21 protein-coding genes are annotated in these 16,828 nt (G+C 66.9%); 8 read left to right on the forward strand and 13 right to left on the reverse strand.

Annotation, left to right across the window (positions count from 1 at the left end):
- Positions 1-18 precede the first annotated feature (18 nt).
- Entirely contained in the window at positions 19-930 is a 912-nt protein-coding gene (locus AC56DV_RS22070; RefSeq protein ID WP_496316358.1) for a LysR family transcriptional regulator, read from the forward strand.
- Between the two features lie 99 nt (positions 931-1,029).
- Positions 1,030-2,949, forward strand: coding sequence for a methyl-accepting chemotaxis protein (locus AC56DV_RS22075; protein WP_496316359.1), 1,920 nt, complete (start codon positions 1,030-1,032; stop codon positions 2,947-2,949).
- 25 nt (positions 2,950-2,974) lie between these two features.
- Here the strand turns inward: AC56DV_RS22075 and AC56DV_RS22080 are convergent, their stop codons facing one another.
- The 7 genes from AC56DV_RS22080 to AC56DV_RS22110 form a co-directional block, all read right to left on the reverse strand.
- Positions 2,975-3,484 carry a Clp protease N-terminal domain-containing protein gene (locus tag AC56DV_RS22080; RefSeq protein WP_496316360.1) on the reverse strand — a complete coding sequence of 170 codons (510 nt, stop codon included), beginning with the start codon at positions 3,482-3,484 and terminating at the stop codon, positions 2,975-2,977.
- A 20-nt stretch (positions 3,485-3,504) separates the two neighbouring features.
- Entirely contained in the window at positions 3,505-3,717 is a 213-nt protein-coding gene (locus AC56DV_RS22085) for a helix-turn-helix domain-containing protein (protein ID WP_496316361.1), read from the reverse strand.
- Between the two features lie 65 nt (positions 3,718-3,782).
- Entirely contained in the window at positions 3,783-4,694 is a 912-nt protein-coding gene (locus AC56DV_RS22090) for a dihydrodipicolinate synthase family protein (protein WP_496316362.1), read from the reverse strand.
- Between the two features lie 17 nt (positions 4,695-4,711).
- Complete coding sequence (locus tag AC56DV_RS22095) at positions 4,712-5,989, reverse strand: FAD-dependent oxidoreductase (RefSeq protein WP_496316363.1); 1,278 nt, start codon at positions 5,987-5,989, stop codon at positions 4,712-4,714.
- Positions 5,986-6,255 carry a 2Fe-2S iron-sulfur cluster-binding protein gene (locus AC56DV_RS22100; protein WP_496316364.1) on the reverse strand — a complete coding sequence of 90 codons (270 nt, stop codon included), beginning with the start codon at positions 6,253-6,255 and terminating at the stop codon, positions 5,986-5,988. The genes AC56DV_RS22095 and AC56DV_RS22100 overlap by 4 nt, the downstream gene beginning before the upstream one ends.
- A complete protein-coding gene (locus AC56DV_RS22105; RefSeq protein WP_496316365.1) occupies positions 6,248-7,378 on the reverse strand; it encodes an NAD(P)/FAD-dependent oxidoreductase in 1,131 nt (376 codons plus the stop codon). Before AC56DV_RS22105 ends, AC56DV_RS22100 begins: the two co-directional genes overlap by 8 nt.
- Complete coding sequence (locus AC56DV_RS22110; protein ID WP_496316366.1) at positions 7,375-8,307, reverse strand: 4-hydroxyproline epimerase; 933 nt, start codon at positions 8,305-8,307, stop codon at positions 7,375-7,377. Before AC56DV_RS22110 ends, AC56DV_RS22105 begins: the two co-directional genes overlap by 4 nt.
- Before the next feature lie 111 nt (positions 8,308-8,418).
- Here AC56DV_RS22110 and AC56DV_RS22115 point away from each other — a divergent pair, with 111 nt between their 5' ends.
- The gene (locus AC56DV_RS22115; RefSeq protein ID WP_496316367.1) at positions 8,419-9,171 is read left to right on the forward strand and encodes a PAS domain-containing protein; all 753 of its coding nucleotides are present in this window, start codon (positions 8,419-8,421) and stop codon (positions 9,169-9,171) included.
- A 34-nt stretch (positions 9,172-9,205) separates the two neighbouring features.
- Here AC56DV_RS22115 and AC56DV_RS22120 read toward each other — a convergent pair whose 3' ends face one another.
- The 4 genes from AC56DV_RS22120 to AC56DV_RS22135 all read right to left on the reverse strand — a co-directional run bounded on the left by AC56DV_RS22120 (position 9,206) and on the right by AC56DV_RS22135 (position 12,200).
- Positions 9,206-10,153: a hypothetical protein gene (locus tag AC56DV_RS22120; protein ID WP_496316368.1), complete on the reverse strand. Its 948-nt coding sequence runs from the start codon at positions 10,151-10,153 to the stop codon at positions 9,206-9,208.
- Positions 10,150-11,007: an ABC transporter ATP-binding protein gene (locus tag AC56DV_RS22125; RefSeq protein WP_496316369.1), complete on the reverse strand. Its 858-nt coding sequence runs from the start codon at positions 11,005-11,007 to the stop codon at positions 10,150-10,152. The genes AC56DV_RS22120 and AC56DV_RS22125 overlap by 4 nt, the downstream gene beginning before the upstream one ends.
- On the reverse strand, positions 11,004-11,387 hold the full coding sequence (locus AC56DV_RS22130; protein ID WP_496316370.1) for a GntR family transcriptional regulator: 384 nt from the start codon (positions 11,385-11,387) through the stop codon (positions 11,004-11,006). Before AC56DV_RS22130 ends, AC56DV_RS22125 begins: the two co-directional genes overlap by 4 nt.
- Before the next feature lie 90 nt (positions 11,388-11,477).
- Positions 11,478-12,200 (reverse strand): DUF72 domain-containing protein, encoded by a 723-nt coding sequence (locus AC56DV_RS22135; RefSeq protein ID WP_496316371.1) that lies wholly within the window; start codon positions 12,198-12,200, stop codon positions 11,478-11,480.
- A gap of 74 nt (positions 12,201-12,274) precedes the next feature.
- On the opposite strand from AC56DV_RS22135, the gene AC56DV_RS22140 reads away from it, so the two are divergent.
- Both AC56DV_RS22140 and AC56DV_RS22145 read left to right on the forward strand, forming a co-directional pair.
- A complete protein-coding gene (locus tag AC56DV_RS22140; RefSeq protein ID WP_496316372.1) occupies positions 12,275-12,895 on the forward strand; it encodes a DUF1439 domain-containing protein in 621 nt (206 codons plus the stop codon).
- Positions 12,896-12,988: 93 nt separating this feature from the next.
- The gene (locus tag AC56DV_RS22145; RefSeq protein WP_496316373.1) at positions 12,989-13,732 is read left to right on the forward strand and encodes a hypothetical protein; all 744 of its coding nucleotides are present in this window, start codon (positions 12,989-12,991) and stop codon (positions 13,730-13,732) included.
- Here AC56DV_RS22145 and AC56DV_RS22150 read toward each other — a convergent pair.
- The gene (locus tag AC56DV_RS22150) at positions 13,720-14,238 is read right to left on the reverse strand and encodes a carboxymuconolactone decarboxylase family protein (RefSeq protein ID WP_496316374.1); all 519 of its coding nucleotides are present in this window, start codon (positions 14,236-14,238) and stop codon (positions 13,720-13,722) included. The two genes, AC56DV_RS22145 and AC56DV_RS22150, sit on opposite strands and share 13 nt — an antisense overlap.
- Before the next feature lie 80 nt (positions 14,239-14,318).
- Here AC56DV_RS22150 and AC56DV_RS22155 point away from each other — a divergent pair, with 80 nt between their 5' ends.
- From AC56DV_RS22155 to AC56DV_RS22165, 3 genes are read left to right on the forward strand one after another with little or no spacing between them, the layout of a single operon-like run.
- Positions 14,319-14,660, forward strand: a complete 342-nt coding sequence (locus AC56DV_RS22155) for a winged helix-turn-helix transcriptional regulator (RefSeq protein ID WP_496316375.1) — start codon at positions 14,319-14,321, stop codon at positions 14,658-14,660.
- Complete coding sequence (locus AC56DV_RS22160; RefSeq protein WP_496316376.1) at positions 14,657-15,235, forward strand: DinB family protein; 579 nt, start codon at positions 14,657-14,659, stop codon at positions 15,233-15,235. Before AC56DV_RS22155 ends, AC56DV_RS22160 begins: the two co-directional genes overlap by 4 nt.
- Positions 15,236-15,253: 18 nt before the next feature.
- Positions 15,254-15,913, forward strand: coding sequence for a glutathione S-transferase family protein (locus tag AC56DV_RS22165; protein ID WP_496316377.1), 660 nt, complete (start codon positions 15,254-15,256; stop codon positions 15,911-15,913).
- On the opposite strand, the gene AC56DV_RS22170 is transcribed toward AC56DV_RS22165, so the two are convergent.
- A complete protein-coding gene (locus AC56DV_RS22170) occupies positions 15,892-16,824 on the reverse strand; it encodes a LysR family transcriptional regulator (protein WP_496316378.1) in 933 nt (310 codons plus the stop codon). The two genes, AC56DV_RS22165 and AC56DV_RS22170, sit on opposite strands and share 22 nt — an antisense overlap.
- Positions 16,825-16,828: the final 4 nt, after the last annotated feature.

The raw sequence follows: 16,828 nt of genomic DNA on the forward strand, positions 1-16,828 counted from the left end.
GTATGGAATAATCTCCGCATGGATAAACTCAAACAAATTGAAGCCTTCGTGGCCGTGGTGGAAAAGGGCAGCCTGGCGCGCGCGGCGCTGGTGCAGAACATCACGCCGGTGATGCTGGGGCGCCGCATCGACGCGCTGGAGAAGCGCCTGGGCGTGAAACTGATGCACCGCACCACGCGCCACCTGACGCTCACCGAACAGGGCAATGTCTTCCTGGACGACTGCCGCAAGCTGCTGTCGGATTTCGAGGTGGCCGAGCGCAATATCTCGGAGGGGCGGCACAAGGCCACCGGGCACCTGATCGTGTCCGCGCCGGCCTCGTTCGGGCGCCAGCATGTTGCGCCGCACGCGCCGGCCTTCCTGGCCGCCAATCCGGATGTGCAGGTGTCGTTCAACCTGACCGACCAGGTGATCGACCTGGTGCGCGAAGGCTACGATCTCGGCATCCGCATCGGCGGCGTGATCGACCCGAGCTTCGTGGCGGTGAAGCTGGCCAGGAACCGCCGTGTTGTTTGCGGCACACCGGATTACTTCGACCGCCATGGCATTCCGCGCACGCTGGACGACCTGGCGCACCACAACTGCCTGGCTTTCAACCTGCAGGGCGGGCAGCAGCGCGGCTGGTATTTCCAGCAGGGTGGCAAGCCGGTGACCATCAAGGTGCAGGGGAATCTGGATTGCAACGACGGCGAGCTGCTGCACCGCTGGGCGTGCGAAGGGCTGGGCCTGGCGTGGCGCTCCACGTGGGAGATCCAGGCGCAGCTGGCCGAGGGCAGCCTGATCACCGTACTGGACGACTTCGCACTGCCGGACTATGACATCATGGCTGTCTATCTACAGCAAAGACACCTGCCTGCCAAGATACGTTTCTTTATAGATGAGTTAAAAGCGGTATACGCGCAACCGGGGTACTGGACACGCAACAGATAGTGGAAAATGGTTTTGACCGGGAAACGGTTATAGGTACACTGAAACTGGTCTAAGAGTGCCGCGCAAGACGGCATCCATTCATATCCGCTGGGAGTTCATATGCCATTGCTGCGCCGGCTGTCGATCAAAAACAAGCTCATGCTGAGCATGGGGCTTTGCCTGCTTCTGTTTATCATCATCTCCTCTACGCTCAGCATTGTCATGAGCAGCAAGAACAGCCGCGAGCGCGTGGTGGACCAGGAGCTGCCGGCGCAGATCGGCGAGATCCGCAACGACATCCTGCGCCAGATTGCGCAGCCGCTGTCGGTGTCGCTGACGCTGGCCAGCAACACCTTCCTGCACGACTGGGAAGAAGCCGGCGTGCCGGACGAGGGCCTGGCGGCGTGGCAGAAGTACGCGCAGCAGCTCAAGGCCAGGAACCAGGCGGCCACCGTGTTCTGGGTCTCGCACGGCACCGGCAAGTACTTCACCGACAAGGGCTACGACCGCACCCTGAGCAAGGACAAAGCCAGCGACCAGTGGTTTTACGATTTCCTCAACGGCGGCAAACCGTACACGCTGGACCTGGACAAGGACGTCAGCGCAGACAGCTATATGCTGTTCATTAACACCCGCGTGCAGACCGGCGGCGGCAAGCTGGGCGTGGCGGGCCTGGGCCTGAGCGTGAACTCGCTGGCGCAGACCATTCGCGCCTACAAGCTGGGCAAGTCCGGCTTCGTCTACCTGGTGCGCGCCAACGGCACGCTGGTGGTGCACCGCGATCCGGCGCTGGCGGACGGCAAGCACCAGTTGAAGGACCTGCCGGGCTTTTCGCCTGAATTGAGCAAGTCCCTGCTGAGCGGCGAGAAGTTCGCGCACGGCACCTACAAGGGCGCCGAGGGCACGCAGTTCGTGGCCTCGTCCTTCATCCCCGAGCTGAACCTGTACGTGGTGGCGGAAGTGCCGGAGACCGAAGTGCTGGGCAATATCGTGCGCTCGGCCACCATCTCCTCGCTGATCGCGGCGCTGGTGGGCGGCGGCATCGGCCTGTTCGCCATCTACCTGATCGCCCGCGCGATTGCCGCGCCGGTGATGCGTGCCGCCGAAATGCTGGGTGATATCGCCAGCGGCGACGGCGATTTGAGCCGCCGCATGCCAGTGGAGTCGGAGGACGAAATCGGCGCACTGGCGTCCGCGTTCAACCGTTTCGTGTCGTCGCTGAACGGCACCATCCTCAAGGTGCGCGACAGCACCCACCTGATCGCCACCGCGTCGAGCGAAATCGCCACCGGCAATTTCGATCTGTCGGCGCGCACCGAACACCAGGCCTCCAACCTGGAGGAGACCGCCGCCGCGATGGAGGAGCTGACCTCCACCGTCAAGCAGAACACGGCCAATGCGGAAGAGGCCAACAAGCTGGTGGCGGCCACCACGTCGGCCGCAGTGAAGGGCGGCACGGTGGTCACGCAGGTGGTGGACATGATGGGCGAGATCACGGAAAGCTCGCGCAAGATGTCTGACATTATCGGCGTTATCGACGGCATCGCCTTCCAGACCAATATCCTGGCGCTGAATGCGGCGGTGGAAGCGGCGCGGGCGGGCGAGCAGGGACGGGGCTTTGCGGTGGTGGCGTCCGAAGTGCGCAATCTGGCGCAGCGGTCGGCGGCAGCAGCCAAGGAGATCAAGGAGCTGATCGTCGATTCGGTCGGCAAGGTGGAAGCGGGCGGCAAGCTGGCCGACACGGCGGGCGCCGCCATGTCCGAGATCGTCGCGTCGGTGCAGCACGTGGCCACGCTGATGGTGGAGATTGCCTCGGCCAGCCACGAGCAGAGCGACGGCATCGGCCAGGTCAACCAGTCCATCATCCAGATGGACGACGCCACGCAGCAGAACGCCGCGCTGGTGGAACAAGCCGCCGCCGCCGCGCAATCGCTGCAAGAGCAGGCCGCGCGGCTGGACCAGGTGGTCGGCATCTTCAAGCTCGACGAAGCCGGCGCCAGCCAGAGCCAAAGCCCCCGCACCTCGCTGGCGCTGCGCTAAAGCTTTTCCCGCGCCGCCACGGGCATTATGCGTGCGCGGCGCCCAGCTCCTCTTCCGCCGCCCGCGCCAGCGCCTGCGGCTCCACATCCATTGCGCGCAAGGCGCGCGCAGCGAGGCTGTGCTGCATGCCCGCCGCCGCCAGCAGCACGTGCGCGCCGCACAGCGCAACCGGAGAGCGTTTCGCCAGTTCGGGCAAGGCCTGCATCAGCGCCTGCCCGGACGGCTGCGAATCGAACAGGGCCGCCGGCTTGCCCGCAACAGGCGGCGGCGCGCCAACCCCGCCGGCATCGATGCCCAGCTTCTTCAGCGCATCCACATGCTGCCCCGCCAGCGCCTTGCGGTACGCGTCCGGATCCTTGCCCAGCCGCTCGAACACCCGCCGTGCCGACCCATCATCGAGCGCCAGTGCGGACAGCACATAATGCTCCGCGCCGGGATGCTCCTGGCCCGCCTTGCGCGCCTGGTCTTCCGCGCCTTCGCACAGGGTTTTAATCGTACGCATATCCTGCAGGTGCTGCTTAAACTTGGAAAACATCGATAGCCTCCTAAAGTCAGTCAATCCCGCGCCAGGCTGCCCGCGTGCTTCTTGTGCGCGGCTTGCTTGGTGACGCCGAGCGCCTCCGCAACCTGGGCCCATGTCCAGCCATCCTCGATGGCTTGCCTGACCGCCTTGCGCTCGAGTTGATCGGCCATCGCGCGCAGGGCTACGACTGCGGCCAGCGCATCGGATGGTTCTTCGGGAAGAGTGAGTGTGTGGAGATCAGGCATGCGTCAACTTTAGTTGACGCATGTGGGATTGTCAACCAAAGTTGACAAGATTCTTGCCGCAGTTTTTAGAACAGCTTGCTCAGGTCCGGACGGGTAGCCAGCGCCTGCTTGACGATGGCGGTGACCTTTTCGCGCTCGGCGCCCTGCAGCGGCTGGCGCGGACGGCGCACGTTCTCGTTGCCCACGCCGGCCAGCGCTTCCACCAGCTTCAGGTTCTGTACCAGCTTGGTCGACACGTCCAGGTGCAGCAGCGGCATGAACCACTGGTACAGCTTCAGCGCTTCGTCGTAGCGCTTGGCTTTCATCAGTTTGTACAGCGCCACGGTTTCGGCCGGGAAGGCCACCACCAGGCCGGCCAGCAGGCCGTCCGCGCCCACCGCCAGGCCTTCAAAGGACAGGTCGTCCACGCCCATGAACAGCTGGTAGCGCGTGCCCACGGCGTTGCGCAGGTCGGTGATGCGGCGGATATTGTCGGTCGATTCCTTGATGGCGACGATGTATTCGCAGTCCGCCAGTTCCTGGAAGTCTTCCGGCGTCAGGTCCACCTTGTAGGTGACCGGGTTGTTGTACACCATGATGGGCAGCTTGGCCGCCGCCGCGATGGTGCGCAGGTTGTCCTTGGCTTCGCGCGCGTCCGCCGCGTACAGCACGGACGGCATCACCATGAAGCCGTCCACCCCCAGTTCGCGCGCCTGTTCGACGAAGCGGATGGCGTTGGCGGTGCGGGTTTCGCTCACGTTGGCCAGCACCGGCACGCGGCCGTTGGCGACCTTGATGGCGGTCTTGGTGACAGCCAGTTTCTCGTCGAAGGACAAGGTGCTGGCCTCGCCCAGCGAGCCGCAGGTCACCAGGCCGTGCACGCCGTTCTGGATCTGGAACTCAAAGTGCTTTTCCATCTCGGCGTGGTCGAGTTCCTCGTTGGGGTGGAACTTGGTGGTCACTGCCGGGAATATGCCCTGCCATTTTGCTGCGCTCATGCTGATCTCCTGGGTGGTTATGGGTGGATGATGATGCTATCGACGCGTGCCGGTGTAATCGGAACGCGAACCGAATCGGGGCGCCAGCCGTACAGCGTGGCGGTGGCGCTGCCGCAGATGCGGCCCTGGCAAGGGCCCATGCCGCAGCGCGTGTGTAGCTTGGCACTGCGCCAGCTGTCGTGCTGGCGCAGCTCGCCATGGCAAACGTCTTCGCAGCGGCAGACGATGGTGCTGTCGTCCGCCAGTGCGCGAATTTCGGGCCGCAGGGCAAAGGCGCGCGCGAGCCGCCGCGCGAATCCCTGCCAGCGGCTGCGGGTGCTGATGAAGGGGAGAGCGAGGTCCTGCCGCCCGGCTGCGGCCAGGCCGGCGATGCGGCCCTCGGCCAGCGCCTTGTCCACCCCGCCCACGCCGGTGCCTTCGCCGGCGCAGTAAATGCCGGGGACGGTGGTCTGCTGCCAGGTGTCGGTCTGCACCGCTTGTGGGGCTGGATGCGTGGCGGGAGCGATGGCGCAGCCGAGCGCCATCGCCAGCTCGGGATTGGGCGCCAGGCCGTAGCCGCAGGCCAGGTAGTCGCAGGCGATGATGTGCATGCCGCCGCCGCTTTGCAGCTGCACGCTGCGCACAAAGTCCGGGCCGCTGGCGGCGGTCACGTAGCTGTCGCGGTAGTACGGAATGCCGCGCAGGCTGCGCCAGAGCTTCAGCGCCTGGGCGATCTTGGATGGCGTGGCCAGCAGGCCGAGGGCGAAGCGCGCCAGCTGTGGCGTGGCCGCCTGCTCGGCGATGGCGACAACCTGCGCGCCGCGTTCCATCAGCGTGGCTGCGACGGCCAGCAGCAGCGGTCCGGAGCCGGCAACCACGACGCGCTTGCCCGCCACCGGATAGCCGCCCTTGGCGAGCGCCTGCAGGCCGCCGGCGCCGGTGACGCCGGGCAGCGTCCAGCCTGGGAAGGGCAGCAGCAGTTCGCGCGCGCCGGTGGCGATGACCAGGCGTTGGTAGTGCAGCAGGGCGGCGGCGCCGGGCGACTGCACCAGGAGCTGGCCGTCGGCGGGCGCATACAGCACGCGGTGCTGCTGCATGAAGGTGACGTTGGGCGCGGCCTGCAGTTCGCTCCACAGCGCGGCGGCGCGCTCGTCCTGCTGTTGATGCACGCCGCCGCGCCAGATCTGGCCGCCGGCCAGCGGATTGTCGTCCACGATGCCGATGCGTGCGTTCGGCGCTGCCGCCGCTGCCGCGTGCGCCGCAGCCAGCCCGGCCGGTCCGGCGCCGACGACGAGGATGTCGAACAGCTGCGTCATGCCGCGTCCTCCGCGAGCGCGGTACGAACCTGCATGCCCGGCGCGCACGGCGTCTGGCAGGCCAGCTGGTGGGCGCGGCCGTCAATCGCCACGCGGCATTCGTGGCACACGCCCATGCCGCACAGGGGGCCGCGCAGCATGCCGCTGACCGAGCGCCGCGTGACGGCGGCGCCTGCCGCGTGCGCGGCGATGGCGGCCACCACCGTGCTGCCGGCCGGGACGGTGACGGTCTGGCCGTCTATATCGAGGCTGATCAGCTCAGGCATGTGCGCTCCTCATTTGCGAAAAGCGGGCCGGCAGATAGGGCAGCGCCGGAATGGCGGCGCTTTCGTCCAGCATCTGCGCGGCCAGCAGCTGCGCGGTGGCGAGCGACGTGGTGATGCCGAGGCCTTCATGGCCGGTGGCCAGCCACAGGCCGGGGCGGGCAGGGTGGGGGCCGATGATGGGCAGGCCGTCCGGGCTGGCGGCGCGCAGGCCGGTCCAGCAGCGCAGCACGTTCATGCCGGCCAGCGCGGGCGTGAAGGCGGCGGCGTGGCGCAGCATGCGGGCCATCATGGCGTGGTCCACGGCGAGGTCGGTGGCGCCGAACTGGCGCGAGGAGCCGATCAGGATCTGGCCGGTGGGGCGGGGCTGCAAATTGAACGCCACCGAATCGCCGCTGGCGGCGTGGGCGCTCTTGATGTAGCCCAGTTCCACCAGCTGGTGGCGGATGAAGCCGGGGTAGCGGTCGGTAATGGCGACGTGGCCCTTCTTCGGCTGTACCGGCAGATCGGCCAGCAGCGCCGACGAGCGGGAACCGGCAGCCAGCACGATGCGTCCGGCCTGCAGGCGCGTGCCGTCCGCCAGGATGACGCCGTTGCTGCCGCCCTCGATATGCTGGACCGTGCCGCTGAGCAGCCGCGCGCCGCGCGCAATGGCGCGGTCCATCAGGATGCGCGCGCTCTTGGGCGGGTAGACCAGGCCGTCGCCATCGACCAGCAGGCCGCCGGCCAGGCCGGGGCGCAGCTGCGGCTCGCGCTCGTACAGTTCTTTCGCATCGAGCATCCGGCACGGCAGGCCATGCGCTGCCATGGTTTGCGCTTTGACGTGCGCTGCGGCCATTTCCTCATCGTCGGCGGCCACCCAGATGGTGCCGCACCGGCTGTACTCGTGCCGGCCCGGCTGCCCGGCGACAAAATCACGCCACAGCTCCAGCGACCACGCCGACAGCGCCAGCTCGGCCGCGTTGTCGTCCATCACCACCAGGTGCCCCATGCCGGCCGCCGTCGCGCCGGCGCCGACCACTTCCTGCTCGACCACCGTCACGCGCAGACCGCGCGCCGACAGCGCATCCGCGCAAGCCGCGCCGATAATGCCTGCGCCGACGATCAGCACGTCCGCCAAGCTCACCGTATGCCCCACACCAGCGGGTCGGACGGATCGAGTATCAGCGTGGCCTGCGAGTTCACCCAGGCCTGGCCGCGTATGCTCGGAATCAGCTTGCCGCCGTCGTAGCGGTAGGAACCCTCGAACACGCTGCCGACGATGCTTTCCTGACGCCACACGGCGCCTTCGGCCAGCTTGCCGTCCGCCGCCAGGCAGGCCAGCTTCGCGCTGGTGCCGGTGCCGCAGGGCGAGCGGTCGTAGGCGTTGCCGGGGCAGAGCACAAAGTTCCGGCTGTCCGCGCCGCTGGACGAAGGCGCAAACAGTTCGATATGGTCGATCTCCGCGCCGTCCGCGCCGGTGATGCCCGCCGCGACCAGCGCCTTGCGCACGGCGGATGTGAACGCCGTCAGTGCGCCCGCATTCGATACATGCAGATCCTGCCCATGGTCGGCCACCAGGAAGAACCAGTTGCCGCCCCAGGCCACGTCGCCCGTCACGCCGCCATGGCCGGGCACCTGCACCGTCACCGCTTGCAGCGCGCGGTAAGCCGCCACGTTTTCCACGGTCACGCTGCCGTCCGCGTGCAGCTCGGCTTCCACCACGCCCACCGGCGTATCGATGCGGTGCACGCCCACGCCGATGCGGCCCATATAGGCCAGCGAAGCCACCAGCCCGATGGTGCCGTGCCCGCACATGCCGAGATAGCCGACGTTGTTGAAGAAGATGACGCCTGCTGCACAATCGGCCGCGTGCGGCTCGCACAGCAGGGCGCCCACCAGCACGTCCGAACCGCGCGGCTCGCACACTACGGCGGAGCGGAAGTTGTCGTGCTCGCGGCGCAGCAGCTCAAGGCGCTCATGCAACGGCCCGCTGCCGAGTTCCGGCCCGCCGGCGGTGACCAGGCGGGTCGGTTCGCCGCCGGTATGGGAATCGATAATGGAGATGGTTTTCATGCTGAAATCATATGCCTTCCACGGCCCGCCGTCTTGCAGGCGCTGCGCATCAAAGATGACGAAATCGGCACAATCGGTGCAGGCGGCTGCGGGCCGTGCGAGAATGCGGCCATGGATACCGCAAAAAAGGGAGGCGCCCGCCTGGCACTGGGCGCAAACATCGCGGACGTGTTCTTTGCCGAGCCGCTGTTCGACGCGCTGCCGGACGTGGTGTTTTTCGTCAAGGACGCGCAGGGCCGCTACGTGGTGGTGAACCAGACGCTGGTCAAGCGCTGCGGCTTGAAGCACAAGGACGCGCTATTGGGCCGGACTTCTGCGGAGGTGTTCGCGCGGCCGTTCGGCCAGAACTACCTGGCGCAGGACGAAGCGGTGCTGGCGGGCGGCGCGGAGATTGCGGACCAGCTGGAACTGCACCTGTACCCGAATCGCGACCCCGGCTGGTGCCTGACCCGCAAGACTGCCCTGCGCGACGCGTCGGGAACCATCGTGGGGCTGACCGGCATTTCGCGCGACCTGGCGATGGAGGACCGGAAGAATTCGGCGTACCACAAGGTGGCTGCGGCGGCGCGGCTGATACAGGAGCGCTACGACCAGCCCTTGCCGCTGCCCGAGCTGGCGCGCACGGCGAACATGTCGGTGGCGCAGCTGGAGCGTTATTTCCTGCGCATTTACCAGCTCACGCCGCGCCAGGTCATCATCAAGACCCGGCTCGACGCCGCCTCGCGCATGCTGGCCGGGCAGGCCAGCGTGGCGGAGATTGCCATGGCTTGCGGTTATGGCGACCACAGTGCCTTCACCCGCCAGTTCCGCGCCACCGTCGGGGTGACGCCGACGCAGTACCGGCGTATTACGGCTGGCGCCTGAGCCGCCTGCGGGCAGCCCGGGCGCCATGTTCCCGTCAGCCTTCCTCGCGCCAGCGGCGCATCCACACGGCGCCGGCGATCATGGCCACGCCGGCCGCCACGCCTATCCACAGCGACGGTGTACCCAGTGTGCTCCAGGACGCGCTGAACAAGTCGGCGTTGCGCACATGCTCCGCGCCTTCCTGCACCAGCTGGTTCGGATCGATCCGGCTGTGCATGAACCAGTTCCCGGGCGCCACGCCAAGCAGCAGGCGGCTGACAATGTTTTCCATGAACCAGCCCGGCGGCATGCCGAGCCCGAAGATCTTGTTGGCCCAGGCGATCAATACCGCCGTCACCAGCGGCGCCCCCACGGCCCACAGGAACACCTTGGAACGCGCCCAGCTCGACACCAGCAGCAGCCAGCCCACGGTGGGCAGCGCCCACAGCATGTACACCGGCAGCAGGCCCAGAAGCCGCAGCGGCGACAGGTAGAAGGAGGGCGAGGACAATACCGGGCCGATGATGTTCAGGCCGTGCACCGCCATGCTCACGCCGAGCAGCAGCGTGATCACCAGCGACAGCGCGATGCCGATCAGTACACTGACCAGCGGTATCGCCACCAGCGCCAGGGCCACCTTGGACAGCACCGTCATCCGGTCCGACACCGGCAGCGACTTCCAGAACAGCAGGCTGCGGTCGCGGCGGTCGTCATGCAGCGCGCCGAGGCAGTAGAAGAACACCAGGAAGCCCAGTATCACCAGGATCGGCACCGAGAAGGCCATGTAGACGTCCGCCAGCATGGCGATGGTCGTATCGCGCGCCTCGCCGCCCAGTTCCACGCTGAGTTTGCTGGTGCCGCCTTCGAAAGCCACATGGCGGCCCAGCAGCACGCCGCCCAGCGTCAGCAGGGTGATCAGGCCCGCCACCACCGCCGGCGCCCAAACCACCATGCCCTTGTGCTCCCAGAATTCGCGCTTGATCAGCCATTTCATCGTTTTCATTCGTAGCTCCCTTTCATGGTGGCGACAAACAGGTCCGCGACGCTCGGGGTGCGGATCTCGCCGAATTTTTCAAGCTGCGCGCGCGAGGCGCCGTCGAACAGCATCACCGCCTTGCCGAACACGCTGCGCTGCGTCATCGGCGCCAGCGCGGTGGCCGCGTGGATGTACTGCGGCTCCACCATCACCTCGGTGTAGCGGTCGCCGATTTCCTCCATCGACGCCGCCAGCGTGATCTTGCCGTCGCGGATGAACATCAGGTCGGTCAGGATGTTCTCCACTTCCTCGATCTGGTGGGTGGTGATGATGATGGTCTTGTTCTCGTCGAAGTAGTCTTCCAGCAGGTTGTGGTAGAACTGCTTGCGGTACAGGATGTCCAGGCCCAGCGTGGGTTCGTCCAGCACCAGCAGCTTGGCGTCGATCGCCATCACCAGCGCCAGGTGCAGTTGCACGATCATGCCCTTGGACATGGCCTTGACCTTCATGTCCGGTTCCAGCTTGGTGTGGGCGATGTAGCGCTCGGCCTTCTCGCGGTTGAAGCGCGGGTGCACGCCTTCCACGAAATCGATGGCGTCCTTCACCTTCAGCCAGCGCGGCAGCACGGCCACGTCGGCGATGAAGCACACCTCGTTCATCAACTCGTCGCGCTGCCTGCTCGGGTCCATGCCCAGCACCGACAGCTCGCCCTCGAACCGGGTCAGGCCGAGGATGGCTTTCAGCGTGGTGGTCTTGCCCGAGCCGTTGGGGCCGATCAGGCCCACCACGCGGCCGGGCTGGATCTCGAAACTGGCCTGGTCCAGCGCCAGTTTTTTGCCATAGCGCTTGGTGAGGTTGCGGGCGGTGATCAGGGCGCTCATGCCGGCGCTCCCGGCTGCGTGCCAGGCTGCAGGCCAGGCTGGGATGCGCGCAGCAGCTGCTCCAGGTCCAGCCCCAGGCGGCGGATGCGTTCCACCATGGCCGGCCACTCCTCGCGCACAAAGCGTTCGCGTTCGGTGGCCAGCAGTTTTTCGTGAGCGCCTTCGGTAACGTACATGCCTAACCCCCTTCGTTTTTCAACCAGGCTTTCGTCCACCAGTTCCTGGTAGGCCTTGGATACGGTAATCGGATTCAATTGGTAGTCGGCGGCGATCTGCCGCACCGAGGGCAGGGCGTCGCCCGGCTTGAGCAAGCCGTCCAGCATCATGCCGAGCACCCGCTCCTTGAGCTGGCGGTAAATCGGCGCGTTGTCATTCCACATACATGCGTCCTCCTAGTGATGTGATGAAGTGGTGTTGTAGTGAACTATAACACTAGATTTAAGCGCTGCAAGTGTTTTTTTTGCATGCCGTCAGGACAGGCGTTGCAGCAGGGCGACGGCGTTGGCGGTGGCGGCGCCGGAGGCGGTATTGTCGAAGATGCACCACGCGTCGTGGCCGTCGCCGGCGCGCCCGGCCAGGCTGACGGCGGCCTGGTCCAGGAACTCGTCGCCGTAGGAGGAGAAATAGACGCGCGGGCTGCCGTGCAGGCGGGCGTAGGTGGTGGCGGTGGTGGCCACGTGCGGCCCGGGCTGGCCGGCGGGCGGATCGGCAATCACGCGGGTGACGGCTGCATCGCTCAGCAGGGCGGTGGCGGCGTCGCCGAACCAGCTGGGGTGGCGCGCTTCGCAGGCGAGCATGCAGCCGAAGTGCTGCCGGGCCAGCGCGAAGAAGGCTGCGGCAACGGCCGGGTCGAACTGCAGGCTGGGCGGCAGCTGCACCAGCACGCAGCCCAATTTGGCGCCCAGGCCTGCCGCTTCGGCGGCGAAGCGCTGCATGGCTTCGCCGCAGTCCTGCAGGCGCTGCTCATGCGTCATGCGCTTGGGCGCCTTGACGGCGAAACGGAAATTGTCCGGCACGCTGGCGGCCCAGCGCTCGTAGATTTGCGGCTGGTGCGGACGGTAAAACGAGGAGTTGATTTCAGCGGCGTTGAAGACGGCGGCATAGCGCTGCAAGTGGCTGCCTTCGGCGGGAAAGCCGCCGCTGGCCGCCCGCGGGATGGACCAGCCCGCACATCCGATTCGCACTACCGCCATGGCGCCTCCGTCGTAGATGAAATACACTCTACGGCACCCGGGCGCAGTATGTCGCCCGCTTAACAGGAATCAAGATGACCTTCACTCCGCATCGCCGCCGCCTCTTTGCCGTGGCCGCCATCGCCACGGCTGCCGCCGGCGCAGGCCTGCTGGCCTCCTGCGCCGGCCTGATCGGCCCGCGCCAGTTCGAGGTGCCGCTGGAGCGCCTGCAGAAGAACCTGGGCCAGCGCTTCCCCGTCAACCACCGCGTGCTGGGCGTGTTCGACGTCCAGCTGAGCAACCCCCAACTGCTTACCGTCGGCCAGAACGACCGAGTGGCGCTGTCGGCCGAGCTGACCGTGTCGCCCATGCTGGTGCGGCAGTCGTGGCGCGGCAGCCTGGCGTTGTCCGGGCGCCTGGTGGTGGACAACGCGCGCAACGCCGTCTTCCTCAGCGACGCGCAGGTGGACCGTTTCGCCATTGACGGCATAGGCGAGTCGCAGCAGCGCCAGATTGCGGGCGCCGCCAACATCCTGGCCGACAAGCTGATACGCGACGTGCCGCTGTACAGCTTCAAGCCGGAAGACCTGCGCTATGCGGGCGTGCAATTCGTCGCCACCGGCATCCGCACCACGCCGAGCGCGCTGGTGATCATGCTGGAGCCGGCCACCCAGGCCAGGCAGGTTACCCAGACCGCGCAGACCATGCAGCCTTAGGGGAGCGATACGCGCGTCATAATCGTGACAAAGCGCGTACATTTCCGGGGCTGCGAGCGGCGATAATTCCTCTTTTTGCTGATAGGGGTAGTTATGCCGTACATCGGTGCCGGACTTCACATTGCCATCGCGCTGTTCTTCGCCGTGCACGCCGTGCGGTCGCGGCAGCAGACCTACTGGCTGTTCATCCTGTTCTCTTTCCCGCTGCTGGGCAGCATCGTCTACTTCCTGGCGATCTACCTGCCCAATTCGCGGCTCGAGCACGGCGCGCGCAAGGTCGTCACGGCGGCGGCGCGCACGCTGGACCCGGGCCGCGAGCTGCGCGAAGCGCGCGCCGCCTTCGACTACACGCCCACCGCCCAGAACCAGATGCGCCTGGCGCAGGCCCAGCTCGAAGCCGGCGCCGCAGCGGAAGCCGCCGCCACTTACGACGCCTGCCTGAACGGCGTGTTCGGCGCCGATCTGGAAATCCGCCGTGGCGCCGCGCGCGCCAACCTGGAGTGCGGCCGAATCGCGGAAGCCATCGCCCACCTCGACTTCATCATTCAGTCCGACCCGGCCTTCCGCGCCGAGGAAATCGCCCTGCTGCGCGCGCTGTCGCTGGGCGCCGGCGGCCGCAAAGACGAAGCGCGCGCCGCCTTTGAAGAGGCGCTGGCCCGCTTCGGCAGCTTCACCGTGCGCGCCGAATTCGCCATCTGGGCCGCCGCCGTCGGCGAGACCCAGCTGGCCGCTGCCCAGCGCCCCGAACTGGAGCGCGCGATGCAGCGCTGGAACCGCAACACCCGCGACCTCAACGCCGACCTGATCCGCCGCCTGAACGCTGCTTACGCCGCTTGAGTGAACGGCTCCGGCGCAACGCGCAGGGCGTTGGCGATGAAGGAGATGGTGTGGTAATAGCCGGTCAGGGCGATGATTTCCAGGATCTGCTCCGGCTGGTAGGCCGCCGCCAGCTCCCGCCACGTCGCGTCCGAGATGCCGGCGCTGTCGTGCAGTTCGTCGACGGTGCGCAGCAGCAGCTCCGCGCCGGACGCCGCCTGCGTGGCGGCGATGTCTTCGGCGCTCAACCCGGCGGCGCGCGCGAACAGCGCTTTGTGCACGCCCCATTCGTAGTCGCAGCCGCAGCGCGCGCAGGTGCGCAGGATCACCAGTTCGCGCTCGCGCAGCGTGATGGCGCCGGCATCGAGCAGGTTGCCGGCGAACAGGCGCTGCAGCACGCGCGGGCTGTGCGCCAGCGTGCGGAACAGCCCCAGCGGCGCCATCCCCGGCGGCATGATGCGGTCGAAAGCTTGCTGGATGGCGGGAGCGTAAGGCGCGTCCAGCGGTGCAATTCTCGGTGTATGCATGACAGTCTCCTGGTTGAGTGATAAACTTTGTGCTACGGATAACGTAGCATATCAATGTAGCATATTTCAGGAGGAAGTACATGGCCACGCCGAAACCGGGCATGCCGGTGCGGGGCTCGCGCAGCGGGCGCCCCATCATGGCTTTGCTGGACCTGCTGGGCAGGCGCTGGGTGATGCGCATCATCTGGGAATTGCGTGCGGAACCGCTGACTTTCCGCGCGCTGCGGGCGCGTTGCGACGACATGTCGCCCACGGTGCTGAATCAGCGGCTACACGATTTGCGCGACGCCGCTATCATCGACTCGGCGGAGCCGGGCGGCTATGCGCTGAGCGCGCTGGGCGCCGGACTGCTGGAGTCCATGGGGCCGTTGCTGCACTGGTCGGAGAAATGGCAGCGCGCTTTGGACAAGGAGACAACATGACGACACTTTCGCACCACCTGCTGACCGAGGCGTACAACAACGCCTGGGCCAACCACCGCCTGCTGAAAGCCTGCGCGCAGTTGAGCCAGCAAGAATTCGAGGCGCGCCGCACCAGCTTTTTCCCCACCATCAAGGCCACGCTGAACCACATCCTGACCGTGGACTGGTTCTACATCGATGCGCTGGAGCGCGAGATGCGCGGCGCGGAGCCGCATCCCAACTACCTGAGCTTTTTCGAGCGCGACGAGCCGTGCGGCACCTGCGCCGAGCTGCGCGCGGCGCAGAAGGACGCCGACCGGCGCCTGATCGAATACTGCCAGCAGCTGAAGGACGATGAACTGGGCCGCGTGGTGACCATCCTGCGCACCGGCTCCGTGCAGCGCGACAAGCGCTACCGCCTGCTGGCGCATGTGTTCGGCCACCAGATCCACCATCGCGGCCAGGTGCACGCCATGCTGTCCGGCACCGGCGTGGAGCCGCCGCAGCTGGATGAGTTCTTCAGCGCCGGCGAGGCGGACTTGCGCGAACAGGATTTCAAGGAACTGGGCTGGACAGAGAAGATGATCTGGGGCTGAGCCCCGAGGAGCCATGCAATGACCGTGACCATTACCGCTTTTGACTGCTCTCCCGACCGGGGCCTGGGGCTGGCGCGCGACACGCGCGTCCGCTGGGCGCTGGAAGAAGTAGGCGTGCCCTACACGGTGCGCCACGTTTCGTTCAAGGAGATGAAAGAGCCTGCGCATCTCGCGCTGCATCCCTTCGGCCAGATTCCAACGTACGAGGAGGGCGATCTCGCCATCTTCGAGACCGGGGCCATCGTGTTCCACATCGCCCAGCACCATGCTGGCCTGCTGCCGGACGAGGCGAATCCCCGGGCGCGCGCAATCACCTGGCTGTTCGCCGCGTTCAACACGGTGGAGCCGCCCATCCTGGAATTCGCCAACGCCAGGCTGCTGGAGCGCGACAAGCCGTGGGCCCGGGAGCGCATGCCGCTGGTGGAAAAGCGCGTGCGCAGCCGCATGGGGCAGCTGTCCACGCGCCTTGGCGACGCCGAATGGCTCGATGGCCCGTTCAGCGCGGCCGACCTGATGATGGTGTCGGTGCTGCTGCGCCTGAAACCGTCGGGGGTGCTGGACACCGATCCGAACCTGGCCGCCTACGTGGCGCGCGGCGAAGCGCGGCCCGCCTACCAGCGCGCTTTCGAGGCCCAGCTGGAAGACTGGCGCGCATCTCAGCGCGATGCGGCGCCATAAGCGGCAAGCGGCGCATGTTGCGCCATCAGCTCGGCCACCCAGTCGATAAAGACGCGCAGCTTCTTGCTGACATGGCGGTTGGGCGGATACGCCACGTACAGCGGCATCGGCTCGGTGCGCCAGTCCTCGAACAGCGGCACCAGCGCGCCTGTCGCTGCGTGCGCTTGCGCCATGTAGGCCGGCAGCCACAGCACGCCCAGCCCGGCCAGGCCCGCCGCCAGGTAGGCGTTGCCGTCGTCGATGGTCAGGATGTGGCGGCCCTGCATTTTCATGCGCTCGCCGTCCTTGTGCATGGCGTACGGAAAACCGTCGCCGCTGCCGGACCAGCGGTACTTCACGATGCGGTGCCCCGCCTCCTGCAGCTCGGCCGGGTGGCGGGGCGTGCCGGCGCGCTCCAGGTAGGCCGGCGACGCATACACGCCCAGCTGCAAATCGCCCACGTGCCGCGCCGCCAGCGACAGGTCGGTCATCGCACCGCCGCGCACCACGCAGTCCACGTTCTCGCCGATCAGGTCCACCTTGCGGTCGCTGGCGCCCAGGTCGAACTGGATGTCCGGGTACCGTGCGTGGAATGACGGCAGCGCCGGCACCAGTATCATGGTGGCGATCGGACTGGGCACGTCCACCCGCAGCAGGCCGCCGGGCGCCGCCGATGCGCCGGGCAGGCTGGTTTCCACGTCGTCCAGCTCGGCCAGCACGCGCACGATGCGCTCGTAATAGACCGCGCCGTCTTCGGTGACATTCACCTTGCGGGTGGTGCGGTTCAGCAGCTTCAGGCGCAGGCGCGCCTCCAGCTGCTGCACCAGCTGTGTCACCGTAGTCCGGCTCATGTGCAGCGTTTGCGCCGCCTTCGTGAAACTGCCTGCCTCCACCACCCGCACGAAGGCCTTCATCGCATCAAACCTGTCCATGCCC

It is taken from the genome of Massilia sp. BGA-UO-ETr-WB1 (assembly GCF_059567845.1).

Bases quoted from the DNA above. Each gene is read 5' to 3' on its own strand.
- AC56DV_RS22070 (WP_496316358.1), top strand. From the start codon at position 19: ATGGATAAACTCAAACAAATTGAAGCCTTCGTGGCCGTGGTGGAAAAG.
- AC56DV_RS22075 (WP_496316359.1), top strand. From the start codon at position 1,030: ATGCCATTGCTGCGCCGGCTGTCGATCAAAAACAAGCTCATGCTGAGC.
- AC56DV_RS22080 (WP_496316360.1), bottom strand. From the start codon at position 3,484: ATGTTTTCCAAGTTTAAGCAGCACCTGCAGGATATGCGTACGATTAAA.
- AC56DV_RS22085 (WP_496316361.1), bottom strand. From the start codon at position 3,717: ATGCCTGATCTCCACACACTCACTCTTCCCGAAGAACCATCCGATGCG.
- AC56DV_RS22090 (WP_496316362.1), bottom strand. From the start codon at position 4,694: ATGAGCGCAGCAAAATGGCAGGGCATATTCCCGGCAGTGACCACCAAG.
- AC56DV_RS22095 (WP_496316363.1), bottom strand. From the start codon at position 5,989: ATGACGCAGCTGTTCGACATCCTCGTCGTCGGCGCCGGACCGGCCGGG.
- AC56DV_RS22100 (WP_496316364.1), bottom strand. From the start codon at position 6,255: ATGCCTGAGCTGATCAGCCTCGATATAGACGGCCAGACCGTCACCGTC.
- AC56DV_RS22110 (WP_496316366.1), bottom strand. From the start codon at position 8,307: ATGAAAACCATCTCCATTATCGATTCCCATACCGGCGGCGAACCGACC.
- AC56DV_RS22115 (WP_496316367.1), top strand. From the start codon at position 8,419: ATGGATACCGCAAAAAAGGGAGGCGCCCGCCTGGCACTGGGCGCAAAC.
- AC56DV_RS22120 (WP_496316368.1), bottom strand. From the start codon at position 10,153: ATGAAAACGATGAAATGGCTGATCAAGCGCGAATTCTGGGAGCACAAG.
- AC56DV_RS22125 (WP_496316369.1), bottom strand. From the start codon at position 11,007: ATGAGCGCCCTGATCACCGCCCGCAACCTCACCAAGCGCTATGGCAAA.
- AC56DV_RS22130 (WP_496316370.1), bottom strand. From the start codon at position 11,387: ATGTGGAATGACAACGCGCCGATTTACCGCCAGCTCAAGGAGCGGGTG.
- AC56DV_RS22135 (WP_496316371.1), bottom strand. From the start codon at position 12,200: ATGGCGGTAGTGCGAATCGGATGTGCGGGCTGGTCCATCCCGCGGGCG.
- AC56DV_RS22140 (WP_496316372.1), top strand. From the start codon at position 12,275: ATGACCTTCACTCCGCATCGCCGCCGCCTCTTTGCCGTGGCCGCCATC.
- AC56DV_RS22145 (WP_496316373.1), top strand. From the start codon at position 12,989: ATGCCGTACATCGGTGCCGGACTTCACATTGCCATCGCGCTGTTCTTC.
- AC56DV_RS22150 (WP_496316374.1), bottom strand. From the start codon at position 14,238: ATGCATACACCGAGAATTGCACCGCTGGACGCGCCTTACGCTCCCGCC.
- AC56DV_RS22155 (WP_496316375.1), top strand. From the start codon at position 14,319: ATGGCCACGCCGAAACCGGGCATGCCGGTGCGGGGCTCGCGCAGCGGG.
- AC56DV_RS22160 (WP_496316376.1), top strand. From the start codon at position 14,657: ATGACGACACTTTCGCACCACCTGCTGACCGAGGCGTACAACAACGCC.
- AC56DV_RS22165 (WP_496316377.1), top strand. From the start codon at position 15,254: ATGACCGTGACCATTACCGCTTTTGACTGCTCTCCCGACCGGGGCCTG.
- AC56DV_RS22170 (WP_496316378.1), bottom strand. From the start codon at position 16,824: ATGGACAGGTTTGATGCGATGAAGGCCTTCGTGCGGGTGGTGGAGGCA.